Origin of the sequence: Streptomyces sp. NPDC001536, from assembly GCF_042894505.1 — a bacterium.
Taxonomy (GTDB): Bacteria; Actinomycetota; Actinomycetes; order Streptomycetales; family Streptomycetaceae; genus Streptomyces.
Window position 1 is genome coordinate 100,346 of sequence record NZ_JBIAVQ010000012.1, and the last position, 19,941, is coordinate 120,286.

Here is a 19,941-nt window from a genome sequence, read left to right on the forward strand (position 1 = left end):
CCGGCAAGCAATCGACGATATTCGGCAAGCCGCCTCGGCGCTGCTTCGGAACGATGGTCGGCATGACTTTGATCGACCAACCGCTTCACTCGTTGCCCAGAGACAAGCGTCTCGCCGGACGCACCGCCGTCGTGACCGGGTCTTCCAGCGGCATCGGCGAAGCGATAGCGCATGTGCTGGCCGCGAGTGGGGCGCACGTCCTCGTGCACGGACGCGACGAGTCCCGAGCGGGCAGTGTCGCAGCCGCTGTCGAAGCCGCCGGCGGCCGTGCCTCGGTGGAGCTCGGCGATCTGGCGAAGAGCGCCGACGCGACGCGGGACTTCGCGCGCCGTGCGACCGCGGCGCTCGGAGGCCGCGTGGACATTCTCGTCAACAACGCGGGCATCTTCCCCGTCGGTCCCACCGACAGCCTCGGCGACGAGGCTGTGGAGGCGCTCCTGGCGACCAACATCCGCGTGCCGCACGGCCTCGTCGCCGCGCTCGCGCCCGGAATGGCAGAACGCGGGTCGGGCGCGATCGTGAACATCACCTCGTGGATGGGCCGGGTCGGTACCCCGTACGTCGGTCTCTACCCGGCCACGAAAGCGGCACTCGAACAGCTCACGCGGGCGTGGTCCGCCGAGTACGGGCCGCGCGGCGTGCGCGTCAACGCCGTCGCGCCCGGTGCGACGACGACCCCGGGCAACTCCGACCCGGATGTGCTGGCCCACCTCACCGCCTCGACCCCGGCCGGCGTGCCCGGCCGGCCCGTCGACATCGCCTGGGCGGTGCGCTACCTCGTGAGCGACGAGGCGGCATACGTGCACGGCGCGTCGATCGATGTCGACGGTGGCATCCTCGCGACCAGAATCGCCTGAGGGGAGTTCGTCGACGCCCGCTTCTCGGGTCAGCCCTTGATGGCCCCGGTGAGTACGCCCGTCTTGAAGTGCTTCTGCATGAAGGGGTACACGAGCAGGATCGGGACCAGCGTCAGCACCACCACGGCCATCTGGAGTGACTGCGGCGCCGTCTGCATGTGGGTGCCGCCGTAGCCGTTGTTGACCGAACCGGGCATGGTCAGGCCGTAGTTGACGTACTGGAGGAGCACGTACTGCAGTGGCCACTTCGCGCTGTCGGTGGGCATGTACAGCATCACGTTGAAGAAGGCGTTCCAGTAGCCGACGGCGTAGAACAGGGCCACGACCGCGGTGACCGCGCGGGAGGTGGGCAGCACCACCGACCAGAGGATGCGCCATTCGCTGCACCCGTCCATCCGGGCCGCGTCGATCAGGTCCGCCGCGGTGCCGGAGTAGAAGGAGCGCAGGACCAGGATGTTGAACACGGAGACGGCGCTCGGCAGGATCAGCGCCCAGTACTGGCCGTAGCCGCCGAGCCCGGTGACGACGAGGTAGGTGGGGATCAGCCCGCCGCTGACGAACATGGTGACGATCAGCACCATCAGGATGCTGCGGTGGCCGAGAGAGCGACTGTGGGAGAGTCCGTAGGCGCACATCACCGAGACCACCATCGACAGCGCCGTGCCGATGACCGTGATGCCGAGGCTGACCAGGAGAGCGCGGGTGACCGGGCCGTCGGTGAGCATCTGTCGGTAGGCGCCGAGGGTGAGACCGTCGGGCCAGAGCACCAGTCCGCCGGCGCGGTTGATGGCCCCGGGGGTGGAGAGGCTGGTGAGCACGACGATGTAGAGCGGCACCAGTACGGCGCCGAGGACCAGGAGGAGGACGCCGCCCTTGAGTGTCTCGCCGGCGAGGGTCGGCTTCTCCTCCCAGGCGGGACGGCCGCGGTGGCGGTCGGGCCGGAGGGCGGAGGCGGTCTGTGTCGGTGTCAGCGTCTGGCTCATTTGCGGTACAACCCGTCCTCACCCAGAGCGTGCGCGACCCTGTTGGCGCCCCAGATCAGGAGCAGCGAGATCACGCTTTTGAACAGTCCGGCCGCAGCGCCGTAGCTGTAGTTGTTGGTGGCGATGCCGTAGTAGAACGAGAAGGTGTCCAGCACATCGGCGGTGTCGTGGCCGACCGCGTTGCGCTGGATCAGGAACTGCTCGAAGCCGACGGTCAGGGCGTTCCCGAGGCGCAGTACGAGCATCAGCACGATGACGCCGCGCATACCGGGCAGGGTGATGTGCCACATCCGGCGCCAGCGGGCCGCGCCGTCGACGGCGGCGGCCTCGTAGAGGTTCTGATCGATGGCGGCGAGGGCGGCGAGGAAGACGATGATGCCCCAGCCGGCCTCCTTCCACACGGCCTGGGAGGTGACCAGCAGCGCGAAGGTGTCCGGGTTGGTCATGATGTTCCAGGGGCCCAGGTCGTGTTGGGCAAGGAAGTGGTTGAGCACTCCGGCGCCGCCGAGCATCTCCTGGAAGACGGTGATGGCCAGCACCCAGGAGAAGAAGTGGGGCAGGTAGACCACGGACTGGATGAAGTTGCGCAGCCGTTCGCTGAGCACCGTGTTGAGCAGCAGCGCCAGCCCGATCGGTACGGGGAAGAAGAGAATCAGCTGGACGAAGCTGAGCCAGAGGGTGTTGCGCAGTGCCGCCCAGAACAGCGGGTCGTCGAAGAGCTGCCGGAACTGGTCGAGGCCGGCCCAGTCGCTGTGCACCACCCCGACCAGCGGGTCGTAGTACTCGAAGGCGGTGATGAGGCCGAAGAGCGGTGCGTAGTTGAAGACCAGCAGCAGCGCGACCGCCGGCAGGGTCATGATGATCAGCGACTTGTCCCGGCGTAACTGCAGCCGCAGGCTCATGCGGTTCGCCGGGGGAGCGGATTCCCCACCCCCCTCGACCGCCGCCGACGCGGATTCCTTCTTGTCCTTGGTGGTGATCATTGCGGCCACCGCTCCTCCTCGCTGTACGGCGGCCGCTGCCACGCGACCGGTCCGCACTCCGTCGTCTGCTACTGGCCGCTGCCGTTCTTCTCCAGTACGGCGGTCTGGTACCAGTCGGTCAGCCGGTCGCCGCCGCTGGACTTCCAGGACGCGATGGTGGCCTGGACGTCCGAGACTTTCCTGATGCCGTGGTAGCAGTCCTTGATCGCGTCCTCGACGGCCTGTGCGGTGTCGGCGGTGGCGAAGCGCTTGGGCACGGTGATGTTCATGTTCCAGAACACCGGTTTGTAGACGTACTTCACGGTCCGGGCCTGCCAGGCGGTGTAGTCCTCGGTCACCGAGTTGGCGCCCGGGTTGCTGACGACCTGCGGGGCGGATGCCAGGAAGTTGAACGTCTGCTGCTGTGCGGTCTTCTTGCCCTCGTCGGTGTAGGTGGGAATGCCGTTCACCCTCGTGTAGTGGACACCCTCGACGCCGTAGACGATCTGTGTGTACTCGGCTGAACCGAAGGGCGCGGCAAGGTAGTTGGCGACCGCCAGCAGCTCCTCGATCTGCTCGCCCTTCAGCTTGGCGTTGAGGTAGCTCATGATGCTGGTGGAGGGGCCGAGGAAGGTCTGGGGCTTTGACCTGCCGTCGGCGGAGATGATGTCGAAGGCCGCACGGCGGTAGTTCTTGTTCGCGGCGACGCCGGACTGGTGGTCCGCCAGGTTCCACGCGCCGGTGCCGCCGCCTTCGATCAGGGACTTTCCGGCGTAGAACCGGGACAGGGCGTTGTTGGTGTCGCCCGCTCGCGCGTCCGGGTGGACGTAGCCGGCCTTGGCGAGCCGGTAGTGCCAGTTCAGGGCCTCCAGGAACTCGGGCATCTCGTACTTGTGGACGAGTTTTCCCTTCCTGATGGTGAACTTGTAGGGGACTCCCCACGCCTGGTACAGGTAGGTCCACACGTCGTCGAAGGCCCACACGCCGCGCTTGGCGTCGGTCAGCTCCTTGCCCAGGTTCCACAGGTCGTCGGCGGACCGGACCTGGTCCGAGGTGATGCCCCGGGCCCCCAGGACGTCCGCGCGGAAGTAGACGGCCCCCGCCACGGCCATACCGCCGGCGAAGGAGGGGATCCCGTAGATCTTGTCCTCCCAGGCGGCGCCCTGCCAGGCGCCGGTGGGGATCGCGGCCAGGTTCGGGTACTTCTTGATCTTGTCGCCGGACAAGTACGGGGTGAGGTCCGCCAGTTGGGTGCCCGCCAGCGCGCTGACGTTGAAGGTGGCGTTCCACCAGGACGGCAGCTGGACCCAGTCCGGGAGCTTCTTGGACGCGGTCATCGTCGGGACGATGGTCGCGTAGTCGTTGCCGTTGGCCGGCTTCATCGTCAGGTCGATGCCGAGGGCCTTGTTCATGGCCCGGTAGTAGGAGTTGTCCGGCGGGGGCAGGGTCCCCCAGATCGGTGTCACCGCGGTGTAGCTGCCGCCCTTGCCGGGGATTCCCTGAACCGTGGTGACGGGGTGGGCCGGGTAGGACAGGAACCCCGGGCTGGTGAACGCTCCGTCGGGTCCGGTGACCGACGGGATGTCCGGCTTCACCGAGGTGCTGGGCTGGTAGCGGGGAAGCGCGGCGGCAAGTCCCGACTTGGAGTTGGTTCCCCCCTTCGAGCCGGCGGAGCCGCTTCCGCACGCGGACAGCAAGGGGGACAGGGCGGCGGCCCCGGCGACGGCTGCGGCGCCGTTCACGAAGGCTCGGCGATTGATTGCGATGCTCATGGTGGGCGGTCCTTCGGCTCTGAGGTTCTGTGACGAACGTCGTGCGAGAGGGCTGCGCAGTGGCCGCCTGACCTCGGGTGCGGTAGGCGTGAGCGGCTTCGAGGACATCGAAAAGCGGCGCGGAGAGTTACCCGCCTGTCGAAGCGCTTCGACATCGCCGAGAGGTTAGACGCGCCCTGGAGCGTCAGGCAAGGGCCCTACAGGAAACCGGATCGCTCTTTTAGAAACTGAAGTTTCTTGGAAACTTTCTCTTGACGTCTTGAGTACCCCATGCCAGCGTCGAAGCGCTTCAACGCGGCATCGAGGCCCTGCGACCCGGCCGTACGGTGCCGTCCACCCCCGTCGTCGCACTCCGCAAGGGACCTCACCTGTGAGTACCGCTGCCGTCTCCGCCACGCTGCCCTTCCGTGACCCGGGGCGCCCGCTGGCTGAACGCGTCGAAGACCTGCTCCACCGGCTCACGCCGGAGGAACGCGTCGCGATGCTGCACCAGTACGCGCCCGCCGTCCCCCGCCTGGGCATCGCCGAGTTCCGCACCGGCACCGAGACCCTGCACGGCGTCGCCTGGCTCGGCGAGGCCACCACCTTCCCGCAGGCCGTCGGCCTGGGAGCGACCTGGGACGAGGACCTGGTCCGTGAGGTCGCCGAGGCGGTCTCCGTCGAGCAGCGCGCCTTCCACCACCACCGTCCCCCGGCCGTCGGCACCGGCCGCAACAGCCTCCAGGGCTGGGCCCCCGTGGTGAACCTGCTGCGCGACCCGCGCTGGGGCCGCAACGAGGAGGGCTACTCCGAGGACGCCCTCATCTCCGCCCGGCTCGGCGCCGCCTTCTGCCGCGGCATGTCCGGCGACGACCCGGACCACCTGCGCACCGCGCCGGTCCTCAAGCACTTCCTCGCCTACAACAACGAGGACGACCGCTGCACCACCTCCTCCGGCCTGCGGCCCCGGGTCCTGCACGAGTACGACCTCGCCGCCTTCCGGCTCGCCATCGCCACCGGCGCGGCCACCGGCGTGATGGCGGCCTACAACCTCGTCAACGGCCGTCCCTGCCACGTCAGTCCGCTCCTGGAGCAGCAGCTGCGGCAGTGGGCGAAGCCCACCGGCCACGAACTCTTCGTGGTCAGCGACGCCGACGCCCCGTCGAACCTGGTGGACCCCGAGCACTACTTCGACGACCACGCCGAGTCGCACGCCGCCGCGCTGAAGGCCGGCATCGACAGCTTCACCGACCACTTCGAGGACAGCGCCACCACCTTCGGCCGGATCAGCGCCGCCTTGGAGCGCGGCCTGCTGTCGATGGCCGACGTGGACCGGGCCGTGAGCCGTCAGCTGTCGATACGTTTCCGGCTGGGCGAGTTCGACCCCGAGCAGGACCCGTACGCGGGCATCGGCTGGAACGTCGTCAACTCCCCGGCCCACCAGGCGCTCGCACTGCGCGCGGCCACCGAGTCGGTCGTCCTGCTCAAGAACACCGGCGTGCTGCCGCTCGCCGCCGACCGACGAGTGGCCGTGGTCGGACCGCTCGCCCGCACCCTGTTCGAGGACTGGTACAGCGGCAGCCACCCGTACCGGATCACCGTCGCCGACGGCCTCGGCGTCGAGGGCGTCGAGGGCGTCGACCGGATCGTGCTGCGCACCGCCGACGGCCGCGCCCTCACCGCCGTAGCCCCGGAAGGCCGGCTGGCCCTGACGGACGCCCAGGACACCGACCCCGCCGCCCAGTGGGACCTCTTCGACTGGGACCTGGGGGTGCTCACCCTTCGCTCCGCCGCCACCGGCCGCTACGCCTCGCTGCGCGACGCGGACCAGCAGGTCACCGCCGACCGGGACCAGCCCGGTGAGTGGGAGGTCCACGAAACCTTCCGCCTCGAACCGGCCGAGAACGGAGGGGAGTTGCTCTTCAACATCTGCAACAGCCGTTATGCCCAGGCCGATCCGGACACCGGCGTTCTCACCATGACCGCCGACACCCCGGAGCAGGCCGTCCGGTTCACCCGGACCGTGGTGCGCGACGGCGTCGCCGATGCCGTCGCGGCCGCGCGGAGCGCCGACACCGTCGTCGTGGTGGTCGGCAACGACCCGCACATCAACGGCAAGGAGACCACGGACCGGGCCGGTCTGCGGCTGCCGCCCCAGCAGGACCGGCTGCTGCGCGAGATCGCCGCGGTCCACGGCGAGACCGTCCTGGTCGTCATGTCCAGCTACCCCTACGCGCTGGACTGGGCCGACGAGCACCTGCCCGCGATGCTGTGGATCTCGCACGCCGGCCAGGAGACCGGCCGGGCCCTCGCCCAAGTGCTGCGCGGCGAGGCCGACCCGGCCGGCCGCCTCCCGCAGACCTGGTACCGGGGCGACGACGAGCTGCCCGGCCGCCTCGACTACGACATCATCAAGGCCGGCTGGACGTACCAGTACCACCAGACCGCCCCGCTCTACGCCTTCGGCCACGGCCTCTCCTACACCCGCTTCGAGTACACGCGACTCGCCGTGGACCAGGAAGGGTTGGGCCAGGAGGGCGAGATCCGGGTCCGGGTCTCGCTGCGCAACGCCGGACCGCGCGCGGGCACGGAGACCGTGCAGCTCTACGCCCGCGCCCTGGACGCCCGCTACCAGGCTCCGCGGCTGAAACTCGTCGCCTTCCGCAAGGCGCGCCTGGCGGCGGGCCAGACAGCGGAGTTGGAGTTCCGGCTACCGGTCGGCGAGGCGCTGTCCCACTGGGACGTGGTCACCGGCGCCTTCACCGTGGACCCCGGCCGCTACGAACTGGTGCTCGCCCGCTCGGCGGCGGCTCCCGCCCTGACCGCGCAGCTGACCGTCACCGGCCCCGCCCCGCGGCCGCGCACTGCGCTCGAAGGCCCGCTGCGCGCGGTCGACTTCGACGACTACGAGGACCTCGCCCTGGTCGACGCCACCCGCGAGGACGGTGACGCGGTGACCCCGGCCGACAAGACCGCGACGCTGCTCTTCCACCAGGTGGACCTGAGCGGCGCGGGCCGGCTCGCGGTCGAGGTGTCCCGGACGGGGGAGGGGGCCGCCGCCGTACTCGAACTCCACGCGGGGGAGCGGAGGTTGGCGGCCCTGGAGGTGCCCGTCACCGGCGACCGCTACGCCTGGACCACCGTCACCGCCCCGCTGGCCGGACAACTGGACGGCGTACACGACCTGCGGATCGTCCTCACCGGCGAACAGCGGCTGCGCACGCTGACGTTCGCACCGTGAACCGCCCTGACCGGCCGTACGGATCCACCGAACCACAGACCAAGAACCGAAGGGACCTGTCGAGGTGTACGACGAGAACGTGACGGCATCTGCCACCAACCCGGTGATCCCGGGTTTCCACCCCGACCCCAGCGTCTGCCGTGTCGGCGAGGACTACTACCTCACCTGTTCGAGTTTCGAGTACTTCCCCGGCATCCCGCTCTTCCACAGTCGGGACCTGGTGCACTGGACCCAGATAGGCAACGTCCTGGACCGGCCGAGCCAGCTCCGACTGCCGAGGGAGACCCCCTCCTCCGGCGGTCTCTACGCACCCACCCTGCGCCATCACGACGGACGGTTCTGGCTGATCGTCACCAATGTCGCCCCGGGCGAGGGCAACCTCGTGGTCAGCGCCACCGACCCCGCCGGCCCCTGGACCGACCCGGTCCGCCTGCCGGGCGTCCCTGGCATCGACCCCGACCTGGCCTGGGACGAGGAAGGGAACTGCTGGTGCACCATCTCGGGGGTCGCCCAGGTCCGTATCGACCCGAGCACGGGCGAGACCTTCGGTGAGCCGCGGCCGGTGTGGTCCGGCACCCCGGGTGCCGCCGCCCCGGAAGCCCCGCACCTGTACCGGATCGGCGACCACTGGTACCTGATGATCGCCGAGGGCGGCACCGAGCGCGGCCACGGTGTCTCCATCGCCCGCGGTACGTCCCCCAACGGCCCGTTCGAGCCCTGCCCGGCCAACCCGATCCTGACCCACCGCAGCACCACCCGGCCCATCCAGAACACCGGCCACGCCGATCTCGTCCAGGCCGTGGACGGCTCCTGGTGGATGGTGCTGCTGGGCGTCCGCCCGCAGGGCGGCACCCCCGGCTGGCACATCCTGGGCCGGGAGACCTTCCTGGCCCCCGTGGACTGGGTCGACGGCTGGCCCGTCGTCGGCGAGGTCAACCCCGAACTCCCACAGATGCCCTGGCCGTTGGTGCCGACCGCAGTGCCGGACGAGCGCGACGACTTCGACGCGAACGAGCTGCTGCCCTCCTGGATCTCACTGCACGACCGCCCGGCCGAGCACTACTCCACCAAGGAGCGCCCCGGTCATCTCACCCTGCGTGCTCGCGGGACCTCCCTGGACGAGCCCGACGCCATCTTCCTCGGACGGCGCCAGCAGCACCTCGACTTCGAGGCGCGGACCCTCGTCGATTGCTCCGAGGGCACCGGGGGCCTGGCCGTCCGCCTGGACGAGCGGCACCACTACGCCATCGAGGCCACGTCCGAGGGCACGGTCCGGGTGATCGCCCGCGTCGGGTCGCTGCGGTCCGTGGTGGCGCAACTTCCGCTGCCATCAGGCCCCGTGGTGCTCACCGTGCGCACCGGCGGGGCACCCGAGCCGCATGACTCGCGCACCGGCCCCGACTCCCTGGTCTTCGGCGTCGAGACACCCGACGGGGCGACGAAGGACGTGGCCTCGCTGGACGGCCGCTACCTCTCGACCGAGGTCGCCGGAGGCTTCACCGGCCGGGTCGTCGGGCTGTACGCCGCCGACGGCGCCGTGCACTTCGACTGGTTCGACTACGCCCCCGGCTCCCGCTGACGAGGAGTCCTCAGCACTGCGACACCCACCCGCACAGAAGGGATCTCACCATGCACCGGACACCACGCCTCACGAGGCATGGGCATGAGAACGGCCACCGAAGGCCCAGACCTCTCCGCCGTGTCGTCGGCCTGTTTCTCGCGCTCGTGGCGGTGACCCAACTCGCCTGGGGCGGCGCGGCCTTCGCCGCCCCGCAAGCGCCCAAGGCGCCCGCCGTGCCCTCCGACCGCATGGCCGTCGTCAAGGCCATGCAGCCCAGCTGGAACCTCGGCAACACCCTGGACGCCATCCCGGACGAGACGTCGTGGGGCAACCCGCCGATCACCAAGGCCCTGCTCGACACCGTCAAGGCCCAGGGCTTCCGCAGTGTCCGGCTCCCCGTCACCTGGGGCAGCCACCAGTCGACGACGGCGCCGTACACCATCGATCCCGCCTTCATGAACCGTGTCAAGCAGGTCGTCGACTGGGCCATCGCCGACGGCCTCTACGTGGACCTCAACCTCCACCACGACTCGTGGACGTGGATCGCCGACATGCCCTCCGACCACGACGGAGTGCTGGCCCGGTTCAACGCCACCTGGACTCAGATCGCCGAGGCCTTCAAGGACGAGCCGCGCCTCCTGCTGTTCGAGAGCGTCAACGAGCCGCAGTTCAACAACGCCACCGACGCCCAGGAGCAGGAGCTGCTGAACGAACTCAACACCTCCTTCCACCGCATCGTCCGCGCCTCCGGCGGCGGCAACACCGACAGACTGCTGCTCCTGCCCACCGTGTACTGCACGCCCAGCCAGTCGCTGATGGAGGCCCTCTCCGACGAGATGGCCTCCCTCAACGACGACAACATCGCCGCGACCGTGCACTACTACGGTTTCTGGCCCTTCAGCGTCAACATCGCCGGCTACACCCGCTACGACGCCACCTCACAGCAGGACATGACGCGGGCCTTCACGGGGATGCACGACATCTTCGTCGCCAAGGGCATCCCGGTGTACCTGGGGGAGTTCGGTCTCCTCAACTACCCGGACTTCAACCACCCGGCCATGATCGAGCGCGGTGAGGGGTTCAAGTACTTCGAACAACTCGGTCACGAGGCCCGGGTCAACGGGGTCACCACCGCGCTGTGGGACGCCTTCAACTACCTCAACAGGGAGACCCTCCAGTGGCGTGACCCCGAGCTGATCAACCGGATCAGGTCCGCCTGGACCACGCGTTCCGGGACCGCCTCCAGCGACACCGTGTACCTGCCCAAGTCGGGGACCATCGGCGCGCAGACGCTCACCCTGAACCTGAACGGAACGTCCTTCCGCGGGGTGTGGCAGGGCAACCGGAAGCTCACCCAGGGCCGCGACTACACCGTCTCCGGCGACCGGGTCACGCTCACCGCCGCCGCTCTCACCCGCCTCGCAGGTGACCGCGCCTACGGACTGAACTCGACCATTCAGTTCCGCTTCGGCAGCGGTCTGGCCTGGCCCGTCCACATCCGCACGAACGACGCCCCCGTGCTCTCGAACGCGTCCGGGACGAGCAGCGGCCTGGTCATCTCGACGAACTTCCGAGGTGACCAACTGGCCACCATGGAGGCGAAGTACGCGGACGGATCCAACGCCGGCACCGCCACCTGGACCTCCTACCAGCAGTTCAACACGACGTTCTCCCCGGACTACCCCGGCGGGGCGATCGACCTCACCGCCGCCTTCCTGGGCAGCCTCACCGACGGCGCCCCGGTCACCCTCACCTTCCACTTCTGGAGCGGCACCACCGTGACGTACCACGTCACCCGCTCCGGCAGCACAGTGACCGGATCCAGCACCTGACCCGCCGTCCGCGGCCGGGTCGACCGCGAAACACAAAGAGCTGCGGAAGAAGTGCGAGAAACACGTGAGGCCGTCGCTCGCCTGCCTGAAGTGCCACAATGAGCCGGGGAACCACGACAACATAAAGTGCTGTGGCAGCGAGGGTGGGCGAGCGTGGCGGACAACGGGGCGGACGTGTCGGCGGAACACACGCAAGGTCTCCCGGACGAACCGCGGGGGCCGGTCACCATCGCGTACATCGCCGAGACGGCCGGAGTCTCCATCCCCACCGTCTCGAAGGTGCTCAACGGCAGGTCGGGCGTCTCCAGCAACACCCGCGCCCGCGTCGAGGAACTGATCAACCGTCACGGCTACAAGAAGCCGCCGGGCAGCCGCAACACCACCATGGAGCTGGTGTTCCGCGAACTGAAGAGCCTCTGGGCGGTCGAGATCATCCGTGGCGTCGAGCGAGTGGCCAGCAAGAACCGAGTGGGCGTGATGGTCTCGGAGTTCGGGCTGCACGACGCGCCCACCCGGACCGTGGAGGACATGGTGGGCCGCCGACCGCACTGCGTGCTGTCCGTGGCCCAGCTGTCCGACGAGGAACGCGAACAACTCAGCGCCAAGGGCATCCCGTTCGTCGTCTTCGACCCGACGGAGGAGCCCCCCGACGACGTGCCCTTCGTCGGCGCCACCAACTGGCGCGGTGGCCAGTCGGCCACTCGGCACCTGATCGAGCTCGGGCACGGCCGCATCGCGATGATCGGCGGGCCCCGGGACGTCTCCTGCTTCCGTGCGCGGCAGGCCGGCTACACATCCGCCCTGGAGGCAGCGGGCCTGCCCGCCGATCCCGGCCTGGTGGTCAGCGCACAGCTGACCAGGGAGGGCGGCGCCGAAGCCGCGCGTGAGCTGTTGAGGCGGAGCGACCGGCCCACCGCCGTCTTCGCCGCGAACGACCTCCAGGCACTGGGCGTCTACCAGGCGGCCCGCGAACTGGGGCTCACCATTCCCGACGACTTGAGCGTCGTGGGCTTCGACGACCTGCCCGTCGTGGCCTGGGTGGACCCGCCGCTGACGACGGTTCACCAACCGCTGACGGAGATGGCGGCGGCCGCCACGGAACTCGCGCTCTCCCTCGGCCGCGGCGAGAAGCCGGCACAGATCGGCGTGGAGATCGCCACCACGCTCACCGTGCGCGGCAGCACGGCCAGGCCCGCGAAGCAGCGGAAGAAGGTCTGACCTGCGCTGAGGCCGCTGATGCGGCCTGCGGGCCACACGCCTTCAGAACGACATGAGCTTCACGGCAAACCGGGACGTCAGAAGGTGAGCACCACCCGTCCCCGGAGGCCGCCCGCCTCCAGCAACCGGTGGGCTTCGACGGCCTGTTCGGCCGGCAGCGTCCGCGCGACCCGAGCGGTGAGGCCGCCCTTCTCCGCCAGTTCGCGCAGGCGGTCGAGCTTGGCGTGCTCGCGTGCGTACTGCGGCACGAACGTGAACCGGGTCTCGATGCCGCGCTCGGCGGGCACCTGGGTGCCGCCGACCGACGAGGCCACCCGGCCGCCGTCGCGCACGGCGCGGACGGCCTGAGCGGCGATGCCCGCGGTGTCGACGAGTCCGTCGACGCCCTCGGGCACCTCCGTGCGTACCAGGTCCGCGAATGCGGTGCCGCGCGGCAGTACGACGTCCGCGCCGAGTTCCTTCACCAGCTGCTCGTCCTTGGCCGCCGCGTCGGCGATCACCCGGTACCCGTCGGCCTTGGCCAGCTGGACGGCAAGGCCGCCAACGGCGCCGGCCGCTCCGGTGACCGCCACAGTGCCGCCTACGGGAAGTTCCAGCAGGTCCAGTGCCATCCGGGCGGTGAGCCCGTTCATCGGCAGGGTGGCGGCCTCGACGTCGGTCGCGCCCGCGGGTGCGCGGACCACCGACTCGGCGGGGACGACGAGCTGCTCGGCGTACGCTCCGTGCGTTCCGGAGACGACCACGACGGCCATGACCGGGTCGCCGACGGCGAGATCGGTGTCCACTCCCGCGCCGATCTGCTCGACCACGCCCGCCGCGTCCATCCCGGGAACATAGGGCGGTTCGGCGTCGGAGACGAAGGCGATTCCGCGGCGTACCAGCGTGTCGACCGGGTTGACCGTCGCCGCGTTCACCCGTATGCGTATCTCGCCCGGCCCGGCCTCGGGGACCGGAAGGTCCAGGACCCGCAGAACCTCGGGCCCGCCGAACTCGGTCAGTCCTATGGCCTTCATGGAAAGTCCTTCCTCAGGGATGGGTCATTCGACCGCCGCGCCTCCGGACAGGCGCATCTCCTCGCTGTCGAGGGCGGCCTGCAGACGGCGCAGTACGGTGTCGTCGATCCGGCGCTCGTCGCGGAGTCTGACGACGGTGGCGCGTTTGTTGGCGATGAGGGCCAGACGCAGTGCGAGGTAGTCCTGGTGCTGGAGCACGGCGGGGTCGTCGTGCGCGCCCGCGCTCCTGGCGCGGACGGATGCCAGGTGGGCCTCGTACTCCTGGCGCAGCCACTCGGCGATCTTCGGATTGCTCCGCAGGTCGGCGGAGAGCTGGGGCATCGCCTTGATGGCCTCTTGGATGGCGGTGGTCTCGGCGAGGTCGTGTTCCTCGTCGACCGAGGTGTCCGGCGGCAGCTTCGCCCACCGCACCGCCACCGGCAGCAGCAGTCCCTGCACCACCAGCGTCACGAGGATGACGCCGGAGGTGACGAAGACGATGAAGCTGCGGTCGGGGAACGGCTCGCCCGAGTCGAGGGTCTGCGGCACCGAGAGCACCATCGCGAGCGATACGGCGCCCCGGAACCCGGCCAGTCCGCTGACCACCCTGGTCCGGTGACCGACGCGCAGCGACCGTTGCTGGGGGCGGCGGTCGAGTGCGCGGACCAGGTAGGTGGAGGCGTACAGGAACGCGAAGCGCACGGCGACGAGCACCACGCAGATCACACCGACCGCGATCAGCGCGTCCTGGAGATCGGCACGGTTGAGGTCGCGGACGGCGTACTGGAGTTCCACCCCGACCAGGACGAACAGCGCCCCGTTGATGATGAAGGTGGCCAGCGGCCAGAACGCCAGTGCCTGCGTGCGGTGTTCGGCCTGGATGATGCGCGGGGCGACCTGGGACATGATCAGGCCGCTGACGACCACCGCCAGGACGCCGGACGCCTCGACCAGTTCGGCCAGCAGATACGCGGTGAAGGGCGCCAGGATCATGACGAGGTTGCCCAGCAGGGGGTCCTTGAGCCGCCGCCGCAGGTTCATGTTGACCCACGCGACCACCACCCCGACCAGGGCTCCACCGCCGTACGCGAGCAGGAACAACCCGCCGACGTGCGGCATGCTCAGGTGTTCCTCGCCGACCGTGATGCCGACGGCGAGGCCGTAGACGACCAGGGCCGTGCCGTCGTTGATCAGGCTCTCCGCACGCAGGATGGTGACCTGGCGGCGTGGCAGGGCGCGGGCGAGGACGCCGACCGCGGTCGCGTCGGTGGGCGCCATGGCCGCGCCGAGCACCCAGGCCGGCCCCCAGGGCAGTCCGAGGGCGTGTCCCGTTGCGGCGACGGCCCAGGCGGTGAGGATGACGAGCACGGTGCTCAGTTGCAGGATGCCGCGCAGGTTGGTGCGGATCTCCCGCAGGGAGGTGGTCAGGCTCTCCCAGTACAGCAGCACCGGCAGGAAGAGCAACAGCACGACCTCCGGGGGCAGTTGTGCCTCCCGTACCGCCGGGATGAACCCCAGGAGCACACCCGTCACGAGCAGCACGACGGGCGGGGCTATGCCCAGGCGCTGGCCCACGACGTTGCCCACCAGCACGGCCACGCCCAGGACCACGACGAGTTCGAGACCGAGCAAGGTACTTCTCCTGGAGGGGTGAAAGAGCCGCTGTTCAGCGGGGTGCGAGCTTCAGGGTCGTGTCCCGCGAGGCCACCATCGGATCGACGTAACTCGCGCCGTAGCGGCCGTACTTGGTGCGGTACGCGGCGTCGATGCGGTCGTTGACGCCGGGGTCGGTGACCTCGACGAGGGTGACGTCCTTGTCGACGCCGCCGGAGCGGATACGCCCCTCGTGGCTGGCCCGGGCCGCCCGGTACCAGGCGCCGGCGCTGCCGCGGAAGGAGCGGACGTAGAGATCGTCGCCGTCGCGGACGACCCAGATCGGCACGGGTGTGCGCGGCGTTCCGTCACTGCGCGCGGGGGCCATCTGAAGTTCCTCGGCGTGCTCGATCCGGGTCAGTTCGTCGTTCGTCCAGGTCGTCATGGGCGTGTCTCCTTGCGACCGTGCGGTGGGCCCTCGTGGGCGTCAGCGCGGCCTGCGCAGCTCACGCCCACGAGGCGATCGGGTCAGGGCGTGAGGAGGGCCTTGATGGCGCGGCGCTCGTCCATCGCCTTGTAGCCCTCGGCGACCTGCTCCAGCGGCAGGGTGAGGTCGAAGACCTTGCCGGGGTTGATGTGGCCGGACAGCACGCGGTCGATCAGGTCGGGCAGGTAGCGGCGCACGGGCGCCGGGCCGCCGCGCAGACCGACCTGGGAGAAGAACAGCTCCTGGCCGTCGACGGCCACCTCGTGCGGGACGCCGACGAAGCCGACGTTGCCGCCCGGGCGCGCGGAGTGCAGGGCCTGGCTCATGGACTGGGAGGTGCCCACGCACTCCAGGACGGAGTCGGCACCGATGCCGCCGGTGAGGTCCTTGATGCGGGCGATGCCTTCGTCGCCGCGCTCGCTGACGATGTCGGTGGCGCCGAACTCCAGGGCGAGCTTCTGCCGGGACTCGTGCCGGGACATGGCGATGATCCGCTCCGCCCCGAGCTCCTTGGCGGCGATGACACCGCACAGGCCGACGGCTCCGTCACCGACCACAACGGCCGTCGAACCCGGCTTGACCTCGGCGGCGAGTGCCGCGTACCAGCCGGTGCCCATCACGTCGGACACGGCCAGCAGGCTCGGTACCAAGTCACCGGAAGGGTGCTCGTCGGTGGCGACCAGGGTGCCGTGGGCGTTGGGAATGCGTACGTACTCGGCCTGGCAGGTGCCCATGAACTCGCGGTTCAGACAGGAGGACTGCCAGCCCTTCTGGCAGTTCGCGCAGGTGTTGTCGGAGGTGGCGAAGGAACCGACCACGAACTGGCCCGGCTTGACGTTGCCGACCTCGCTGCCGACTTCCTCGACGATGCCGACGTACTCGTGGCCCATCGGGTGCGGGTCGCCGACCGGTTCCAGGCCGCGGTACGGCCACAGGTCCGAGCCGCAGACGCAGGTGGCGACCGTGCGGATGATCGCGTCCGTCGGATTGAGGATCTTGGGCTCGGGGGCGTCCTCCACCCGGATGTCACCGGGGGCGTGGATCACGGTTGCGCGCATGTCTCTTCTCCTGATGCGTTTCTCGGGCAGCGGTGTCATCCGGACGTGCCGGATTCGTCGACGACGGTCAAAAGGGTGCACAGAATCGCCGACGGCCTGTGAAAAACAATTGTCGCCGACTCTGTCACCGCCCGCAGGACCCGTACGGAGGAGAATTCCACCCCAGGAGAGAGGTATCCAGGGATAAAACCGTCCTACCCAGCCGAGTGGCGGACGGCGCACACTGGCCAGTATGAACAGCAGCGCGCACCGTAAGGAGCTGGGTCAATTCCTGAAGGCCCGTCGGGCCGAGCTCAGCCCCCGTACGGTCGGGCTGCCCGAAACCGACCGGCGGCGGCGCGTGGCCGGGCTGCGCCGGGACGAGGTTGCCGTGCTGGCCGCCATCAGCACCGACTATTACACCCGCCTGGAGCAGGGCCGTACAGCCCCCTCCGCATCCGTGCTGGCCGAGCTCGTCCGGGTCCTGCACCTCAGTGACGACCAGCGGGACCACCTGTTCGAGCTGGCCGGAAAGGAAGCCGGACCCGCGCGGCGGCGAGCCCCCCAGAAGGCGCACCCCCGGCTGCGCACCGTGCTGAACGAGCTCAGCGTGGCCCCCGGCGTGATCCTCGGCCGGCATCTGGACATCCTGGCCTGGAACCCGATGGCCGCCGCCCTGTTCGGCACCGATTTCGCGAAGGTCCCCCAGCAGCAGCGCAACTACGTCCGGCAGCTCTTCGCCGCCCCGGCCATGAGGACGCTGTACGCCGACTGGGAGGACTCCGCCCGCAATGCCGTGGCCGTACTGCGGCACCAGGCCGCCGTCTGCCCCGGCGACCGGAGACTGGCCGAGCTCGTCGGTGAACTGTCGGTGCAGGACGACCAGTTCCGCCAGTGGTGGGGAGGCCACCCGGTGGTGCCCCGGACCGGCGGCACCAAGGTGTTCGACCACCCGGTCGCCGGGCGGCTCTCGCTCGCCTGGGACGCCCTCACCTGCGTGGCCGACCCCGACCAGCAGCTGATCGTCTGGAGCGCCGAACCCGGCTCGCGCGCATATGAGGGCCTGCGCTTCCTTTCCTCCTGGGCGGCGGCCCCCGCCATGAATTCGTAAAAACAGCAGGTGATTCCCGGCGTAAAGCCAGGGACGAATCCTTCCTACCATCGCTGTTGAATTCCGTGCCATGCTTCCAGAGCACGATTCACGCAATCCTTTTCAAGGAGCAATACCCCCATGTCCTCCACCTCCCGCCCCACTGTCGCCGTCGCTTTCCATTCCGGTTACGGCCACACCGCCGTCATAGCCGAGGCCGTGGCGCGCGGCGCCGCGGAAGCCGGTGCCGAGGTGATCTCCATCCCCGTGGACACGATCACCGACGAACAGTGGGCGCAGCTGGACGCCGCCGACGCCATCATCTTCGGTGCCCCCACCTACATGGGCACCGCCTCCGCCGCCTTCCACACCTTCGCCGAGGCGAGCAGCAAGCGCTGGTTCACCCAGACCTGGGTCGACAAGATCGCCGCCGGTTTCACCAACTCCGGTGCCAAGAACGGCGACAAGTCCTCGACCCTGGGCTACTTCTTCACCATGGCCGCCCAGCACGGCATGCACTGGGTCAGCCTCGGCGTCCAGCCGGGCTGGGCCTCCACCGAGGGCAGCGAGAACGACATCAACCGTCTGGGCTACTTCGTCGGGGCGGGTGCCCAGACTCCGACCGATGCTGGTCCGGAGGCCGTCCACAAGTCGGACATCGCCACCGCCGAGGGCCTCGGCGCCCGTGTCGCGCAGCAGACCGCGTTCTTCCGCGCCGGCCGCGCCGCCCTCGCCGCCTGAACCCCGACAACTCTCCCGCAGCCTGACCTGTAAAAGGAGCAGCACCGTGTCCGACTCCCCGAACCTCGCTCTCGTCCGCCGTCTCTACGACTCCGGCATGGCCCCGGACGTGGTCGCCGAGGTCATCGACCCCGACATCGTCTGGGACATCACCCCCGGCTTCCCCTACGGCGGCGTCTACAAGACCTGGGCGAGCGCCGGCGGCGACTTCTTCGGCCGGCTCGCGCCGCGCTTCACCTCCTTCGGCGCGGTGGCCGAGGAGTTCTACGACGCCGGTGAGCACGTCTTCGTGCGCGGTCACTACCACGCGGTGTCCAAGTCCGGCGAGGAGTCGGACGCCCGCTTCATCCACCTGTGGACGGTCGGCGACGGCAAGCTCACGCACCTGATCCAGGCCGCCGACAGCCACGTCGTCCAGCAGGCCGCGAACAACTGACCGCTCGCACTCACTCCAGGGAGCACCCCATGGCGAAGATCCTCTTCCTCATCACCGCCGCCGACCACTGGACCCTGGCCGACGGGTTCGAGCAGCCGGCCGGCTTCTGGGCCGAGGAGGCCATCGGCCCGTACGGCGTCTTCAAGGCGGCCGGCTACGAGATCGCCGCGGCCACCCCGGGCGGCGTCCCGCCGACCCCCGACGCACTCAGCCTCACCCCGGACTTCAACGGCGGCGAGGAGGGCGCCCAGCAGATGCGGACCGCCCTCAAGGAGGCCACCGAACTGGCGAACCCCGTCCGCATCGAGGACGTGAACATCGACGACTACGACGCCGTGTTCGTCCCCGGCGGCTGGGGTCCGATGGAGGACCTGTCCGACGACCCCGCGGCCGGCAAGCTGCTCGGCGACTGGCTCGCCTCCGGCAAGCTCGTGACGCTGGTCTGCCACGGACCCGCCGCACTGCTGTCCACCGTGGACGCCGACGGCAAGTCCCCGTTCTCCGGCTACCGCCTGACCGGTCTGTCCAACTCCGAGGAGATCCAGAACGGCCTCGCCGACCGGGCGAAGTGGCTGCTCGAGGACCGTCTCGTCGCGGACGTCGGCGCCGACTACCACAAGGGCGAGGAGAACTTCGCCCCGCACCTCGAGGTGGACCGCAACCTCATCACCGGCCAGAACCCGGCCTCGGCCGTCCCGCTGGCCCAGGAAGTCGTCAAGACCCTCGGCTGACGACACCCCCCGTACGACAGAAAGAGGTAGTACCGATGGACAGCAACGCCACTCTCCCCAGCGTCGGCCAGACTTGGCTCGCGGACCTCGGCCCCGACACCCCGCTCGGCCACTTCACGGTGGAGATCACCTTCGACTCGGCGACCCAGGTCAGCTTCGAGGTGACGGGCGGCGCCATCAAGGGCCGCAAGCAGACGATGGAGTACACCACCACCCAGCTCCGCGACGGCCTGTTCGTCGTCCGCTGGACCGAGCCCGACGCCGGTGACCACGTCACCCACATCGAGGACTACACCGAGGGCACCTGCATGGCCAGCTCCGTCATCGGTGGCGAGTTCGTCCAGCTCCACGGCAAGTGGAGCCGCGTCCGCTGAATCGGCACGGCGGCCGAGGACTTCCAGGGACAAATCTCTCCCCCTGACAACACCG

The 19,941-nt window shown here is 69.5% G+C and carries 17 protein-coding genes; 10 read left to right on the forward strand and 7 right to left on the reverse strand.

Annotation, left to right across the window (positions count from 1 at the left end; all coding sequences use genetic code 11):
- The first annotated feature begins 62 nt into the window (after positions 1-62).
- Positions 63-857: an SDR family NAD(P)-dependent oxidoreductase gene (locus ACFY0U_RS29980; RefSeq protein ID WP_388641458.1), complete on the forward strand. Its 795-nt coding sequence runs from the start codon at positions 63-65 to the stop codon at positions 855-857.
- A 29-nt stretch (positions 858-886) separates the two neighbouring features.
- Here the strand turns inward: ACFY0U_RS29980 and ACFY0U_RS29985 are convergent, their stop codons facing one another.
- The 3 genes from ACFY0U_RS29985 to ACFY0U_RS29995 form a co-directional block, all read right to left on the reverse strand.
- On the reverse strand, positions 887-1,840 hold the full coding sequence (locus tag ACFY0U_RS29985) for a carbohydrate ABC transporter permease (protein ID WP_388641127.1): 954 nt from the start codon (positions 1,838-1,840) through the stop codon (positions 887-889).
- Positions 1,837-2,823 carry an ABC transporter permease gene (locus tag ACFY0U_RS29990; RefSeq protein ID WP_388641460.1) on the reverse strand — a complete coding sequence of 329 codons (987 nt, stop codon included), beginning with the start codon at positions 2,821-2,823 and terminating at the stop codon, positions 1,837-1,839. The genes ACFY0U_RS29985 and ACFY0U_RS29990 overlap by 4 nt, the downstream gene beginning before the upstream one ends.
- A 68-nt stretch (positions 2,824-2,891) precedes the next feature.
- A complete protein-coding gene (locus tag ACFY0U_RS29995; protein WP_388641128.1) occupies positions 2,892-4,574 on the reverse strand; it encodes a Tat pathway signal sequence domain protein in 1,683 nt (560 codons plus the stop codon).
- Between the two features lie 370 nt (positions 4,575-4,944).
- Here ACFY0U_RS29995 and ACFY0U_RS30000 point away from each other — a divergent pair, with 370 nt between their 5' ends.
- The 4 genes from ACFY0U_RS30000 to ACFY0U_RS30015 all read left to right on the forward strand — a co-directional run bounded on the left by ACFY0U_RS30000 (position 4,945) and on the right by ACFY0U_RS30015 (position 12,405).
- Complete coding sequence (locus ACFY0U_RS30000; RefSeq protein ID WP_388641130.1) at positions 4,945-7,794, forward strand: glycoside hydrolase family 3 C-terminal domain-containing protein; 2,850 nt, start codon at positions 4,945-4,947, stop codon at positions 7,792-7,794.
- A gap of 64 nt (positions 7,795-7,858) precedes the next feature.
- Complete coding sequence (locus ACFY0U_RS30005; protein ID WP_388641131.1) at positions 7,859-9,373, forward strand: glycoside hydrolase family 43 protein; 1,515 nt, start codon at positions 7,859-7,861, stop codon at positions 9,371-9,373.
- A gap of 50 nt (positions 9,374-9,423) precedes the next feature.
- Positions 9,424-11,187, forward strand: a complete 1,764-nt coding sequence (locus ACFY0U_RS30010; protein ID WP_388641132.1) for a cellulase family glycosylhydrolase — start codon at positions 9,424-9,426, stop codon at positions 11,185-11,187.
- A gap of 174 nt (positions 11,188-11,361) precedes the next feature.
- Complete coding sequence (locus ACFY0U_RS30015) at positions 11,362-12,405, forward strand: LacI family DNA-binding transcriptional regulator (protein WP_388641461.1); 1,044 nt, start codon at positions 11,362-11,364, stop codon at positions 12,403-12,405.
- Positions 12,406-12,482: 77 nt separating this feature from the next.
- Here the strand turns inward: ACFY0U_RS30015 and ACFY0U_RS30020 are convergent, their stop codons facing one another.
- From ACFY0U_RS30020 to ACFY0U_RS30035, 4 genes are all read right to left on the reverse strand, one after another.
- On the reverse strand, positions 12,483-13,418 hold the full coding sequence (locus ACFY0U_RS30020) for an NADP-dependent oxidoreductase (protein ID WP_388641134.1): 936 nt from the start codon (positions 13,416-13,418) through the stop codon (positions 12,483-12,485).
- Positions 13,419-13,442: 24 nt separating this feature from the next.
- Positions 13,443-15,029, reverse strand: a complete 1,587-nt coding sequence (locus tag ACFY0U_RS30025; protein WP_388641136.1) for a Na+/H+ antiporter — start codon at positions 15,027-15,029, stop codon at positions 13,443-13,445.
- Between the two features lie 34 nt (positions 15,030-15,063).
- Positions 15,064-15,435, reverse strand: coding sequence for a DUF2255 family protein (locus ACFY0U_RS30030; RefSeq protein ID WP_388641137.1), 372 nt, complete (start codon positions 15,433-15,435; stop codon positions 15,064-15,066).
- Between the two features lie 83 nt (positions 15,436-15,518).
- Positions 15,519-16,535, reverse strand: a complete 1,017-nt coding sequence (locus ACFY0U_RS30035; RefSeq protein ID WP_388641139.1) for a zinc-dependent alcohol dehydrogenase family protein — start codon at positions 16,533-16,535, stop codon at positions 15,519-15,521.
- A gap of 232 nt (positions 16,536-16,767) precedes the next feature.
- Between ACFY0U_RS30035 and ACFY0U_RS30040 the strand changes: the two genes are divergently transcribed.
- The 5 genes from ACFY0U_RS30040 (at position 16,768) to ACFY0U_RS30060 (ending at position 19,886) form a co-directional block, all read left to right on the forward strand.
- Positions 16,768-17,625 carry a helix-turn-helix domain-containing protein gene (locus ACFY0U_RS30040; RefSeq protein ID WP_388641140.1) on the forward strand — a complete coding sequence of 286 codons (858 nt, stop codon included), beginning with the start codon at positions 16,768-16,770 and terminating at the stop codon, positions 17,623-17,625.
- A 120-nt stretch (positions 17,626-17,745) separates the two neighbouring features.
- Positions 17,746-18,345, forward strand: coding sequence for a flavodoxin family protein (locus ACFY0U_RS30045; protein ID WP_367324557.1), 600 nt, complete (start codon positions 17,746-17,748; stop codon positions 18,343-18,345).
- Between the two features lie 46 nt (positions 18,346-18,391).
- Positions 18,392-18,781, forward strand: coding sequence for a nuclear transport factor 2 family protein (locus ACFY0U_RS30050; protein WP_351710045.1), 390 nt, complete (start codon positions 18,392-18,394; stop codon positions 18,779-18,781).
- 29 nt (positions 18,782-18,810) lie between these two features.
- Positions 18,811-19,512, forward strand: coding sequence for a type 1 glutamine amidotransferase domain-containing protein (locus ACFY0U_RS30055; protein WP_388641143.1), 702 nt, complete (start codon positions 18,811-18,813; stop codon positions 19,510-19,512).
- 35 nt (positions 19,513-19,547) lie between these two features.
- A complete protein-coding gene (locus ACFY0U_RS30060) occupies positions 19,548-19,886 on the forward strand; it encodes a MoaF N-terminal domain-containing protein (protein WP_210584642.1) in 339 nt (112 codons plus the stop codon).
- Positions 19,887-19,941 lie beyond the last annotated feature (55 nt).

Coding starts and splice junctions, on each gene's coding strand:
- ACFY0U_RS30035 (WP_388641139.1), bottom strand. CDS start 16,535: ATGCGCGCAACCGTGATCCACGCCCCCGGTGACATCCGGGTGGAGGAC.
- ACFY0U_RS30060 (WP_210584642.1), top strand. CDS start 19,548: ATGGACAGCAACGCCACTCTCCCCAGCGTCGGCCAGACTTGGCTCGCG.
- ACFY0U_RS30020 (WP_388641134.1), bottom strand. CDS start 13,418: ATGAAGGCCATAGGACTGACCGAGTTCGGCGGGCCCGAGGTTCTGCGG.
- ACFY0U_RS30040 (WP_388641140.1), top strand. CDS start 16,768: ATGAACAGCAGCGCGCACCGTAAGGAGCTGGGTCAATTCCTGAAGGCC.
- ACFY0U_RS29985 (WP_388641127.1), bottom strand. CDS start 1,840: ATGAGCCAGACGCTGACACCGACACAGACCGCCTCCGCCCTCCGGCCC.
- ACFY0U_RS29980 (WP_388641458.1), top strand. CDS start 63: ATGACTTTGATCGACCAACCGCTTCACTCGTTGCCCAGAGACAAGCGT.
- ACFY0U_RS30045 (WP_367324557.1), top strand. CDS start 17,746: ATGTCCTCCACCTCCCGCCCCACTGTCGCCGTCGCTTTCCATTCCGGT.
- ACFY0U_RS30055 (WP_388641143.1), top strand. CDS start 18,811: ATGGCGAAGATCCTCTTCCTCATCACCGCCGCCGACCACTGGACCCTG.
- ACFY0U_RS30030 (WP_388641137.1), bottom strand. CDS start 15,435: ATGACGACCTGGACGAACGACGAACTGACCCGGATCGAGCACGCCGAG.
- ACFY0U_RS29995 (WP_388641128.1), bottom strand. CDS start 4,574: ATGAGCATCGCAATCAATCGCCGAGCCTTCGTGAACGGCGCCGCAGCC.
- ACFY0U_RS30010 (WP_388641132.1), top strand. CDS start 9,424: ATGCACCGGACACCACGCCTCACGAGGCATGGGCATGAGAACGGCCAC.
- ACFY0U_RS29990 (WP_388641460.1), bottom strand. CDS start 2,823: ATGATCACCACCAAGGACAAGAAGGAATCCGCGTCGGCGGCGGTCGAG.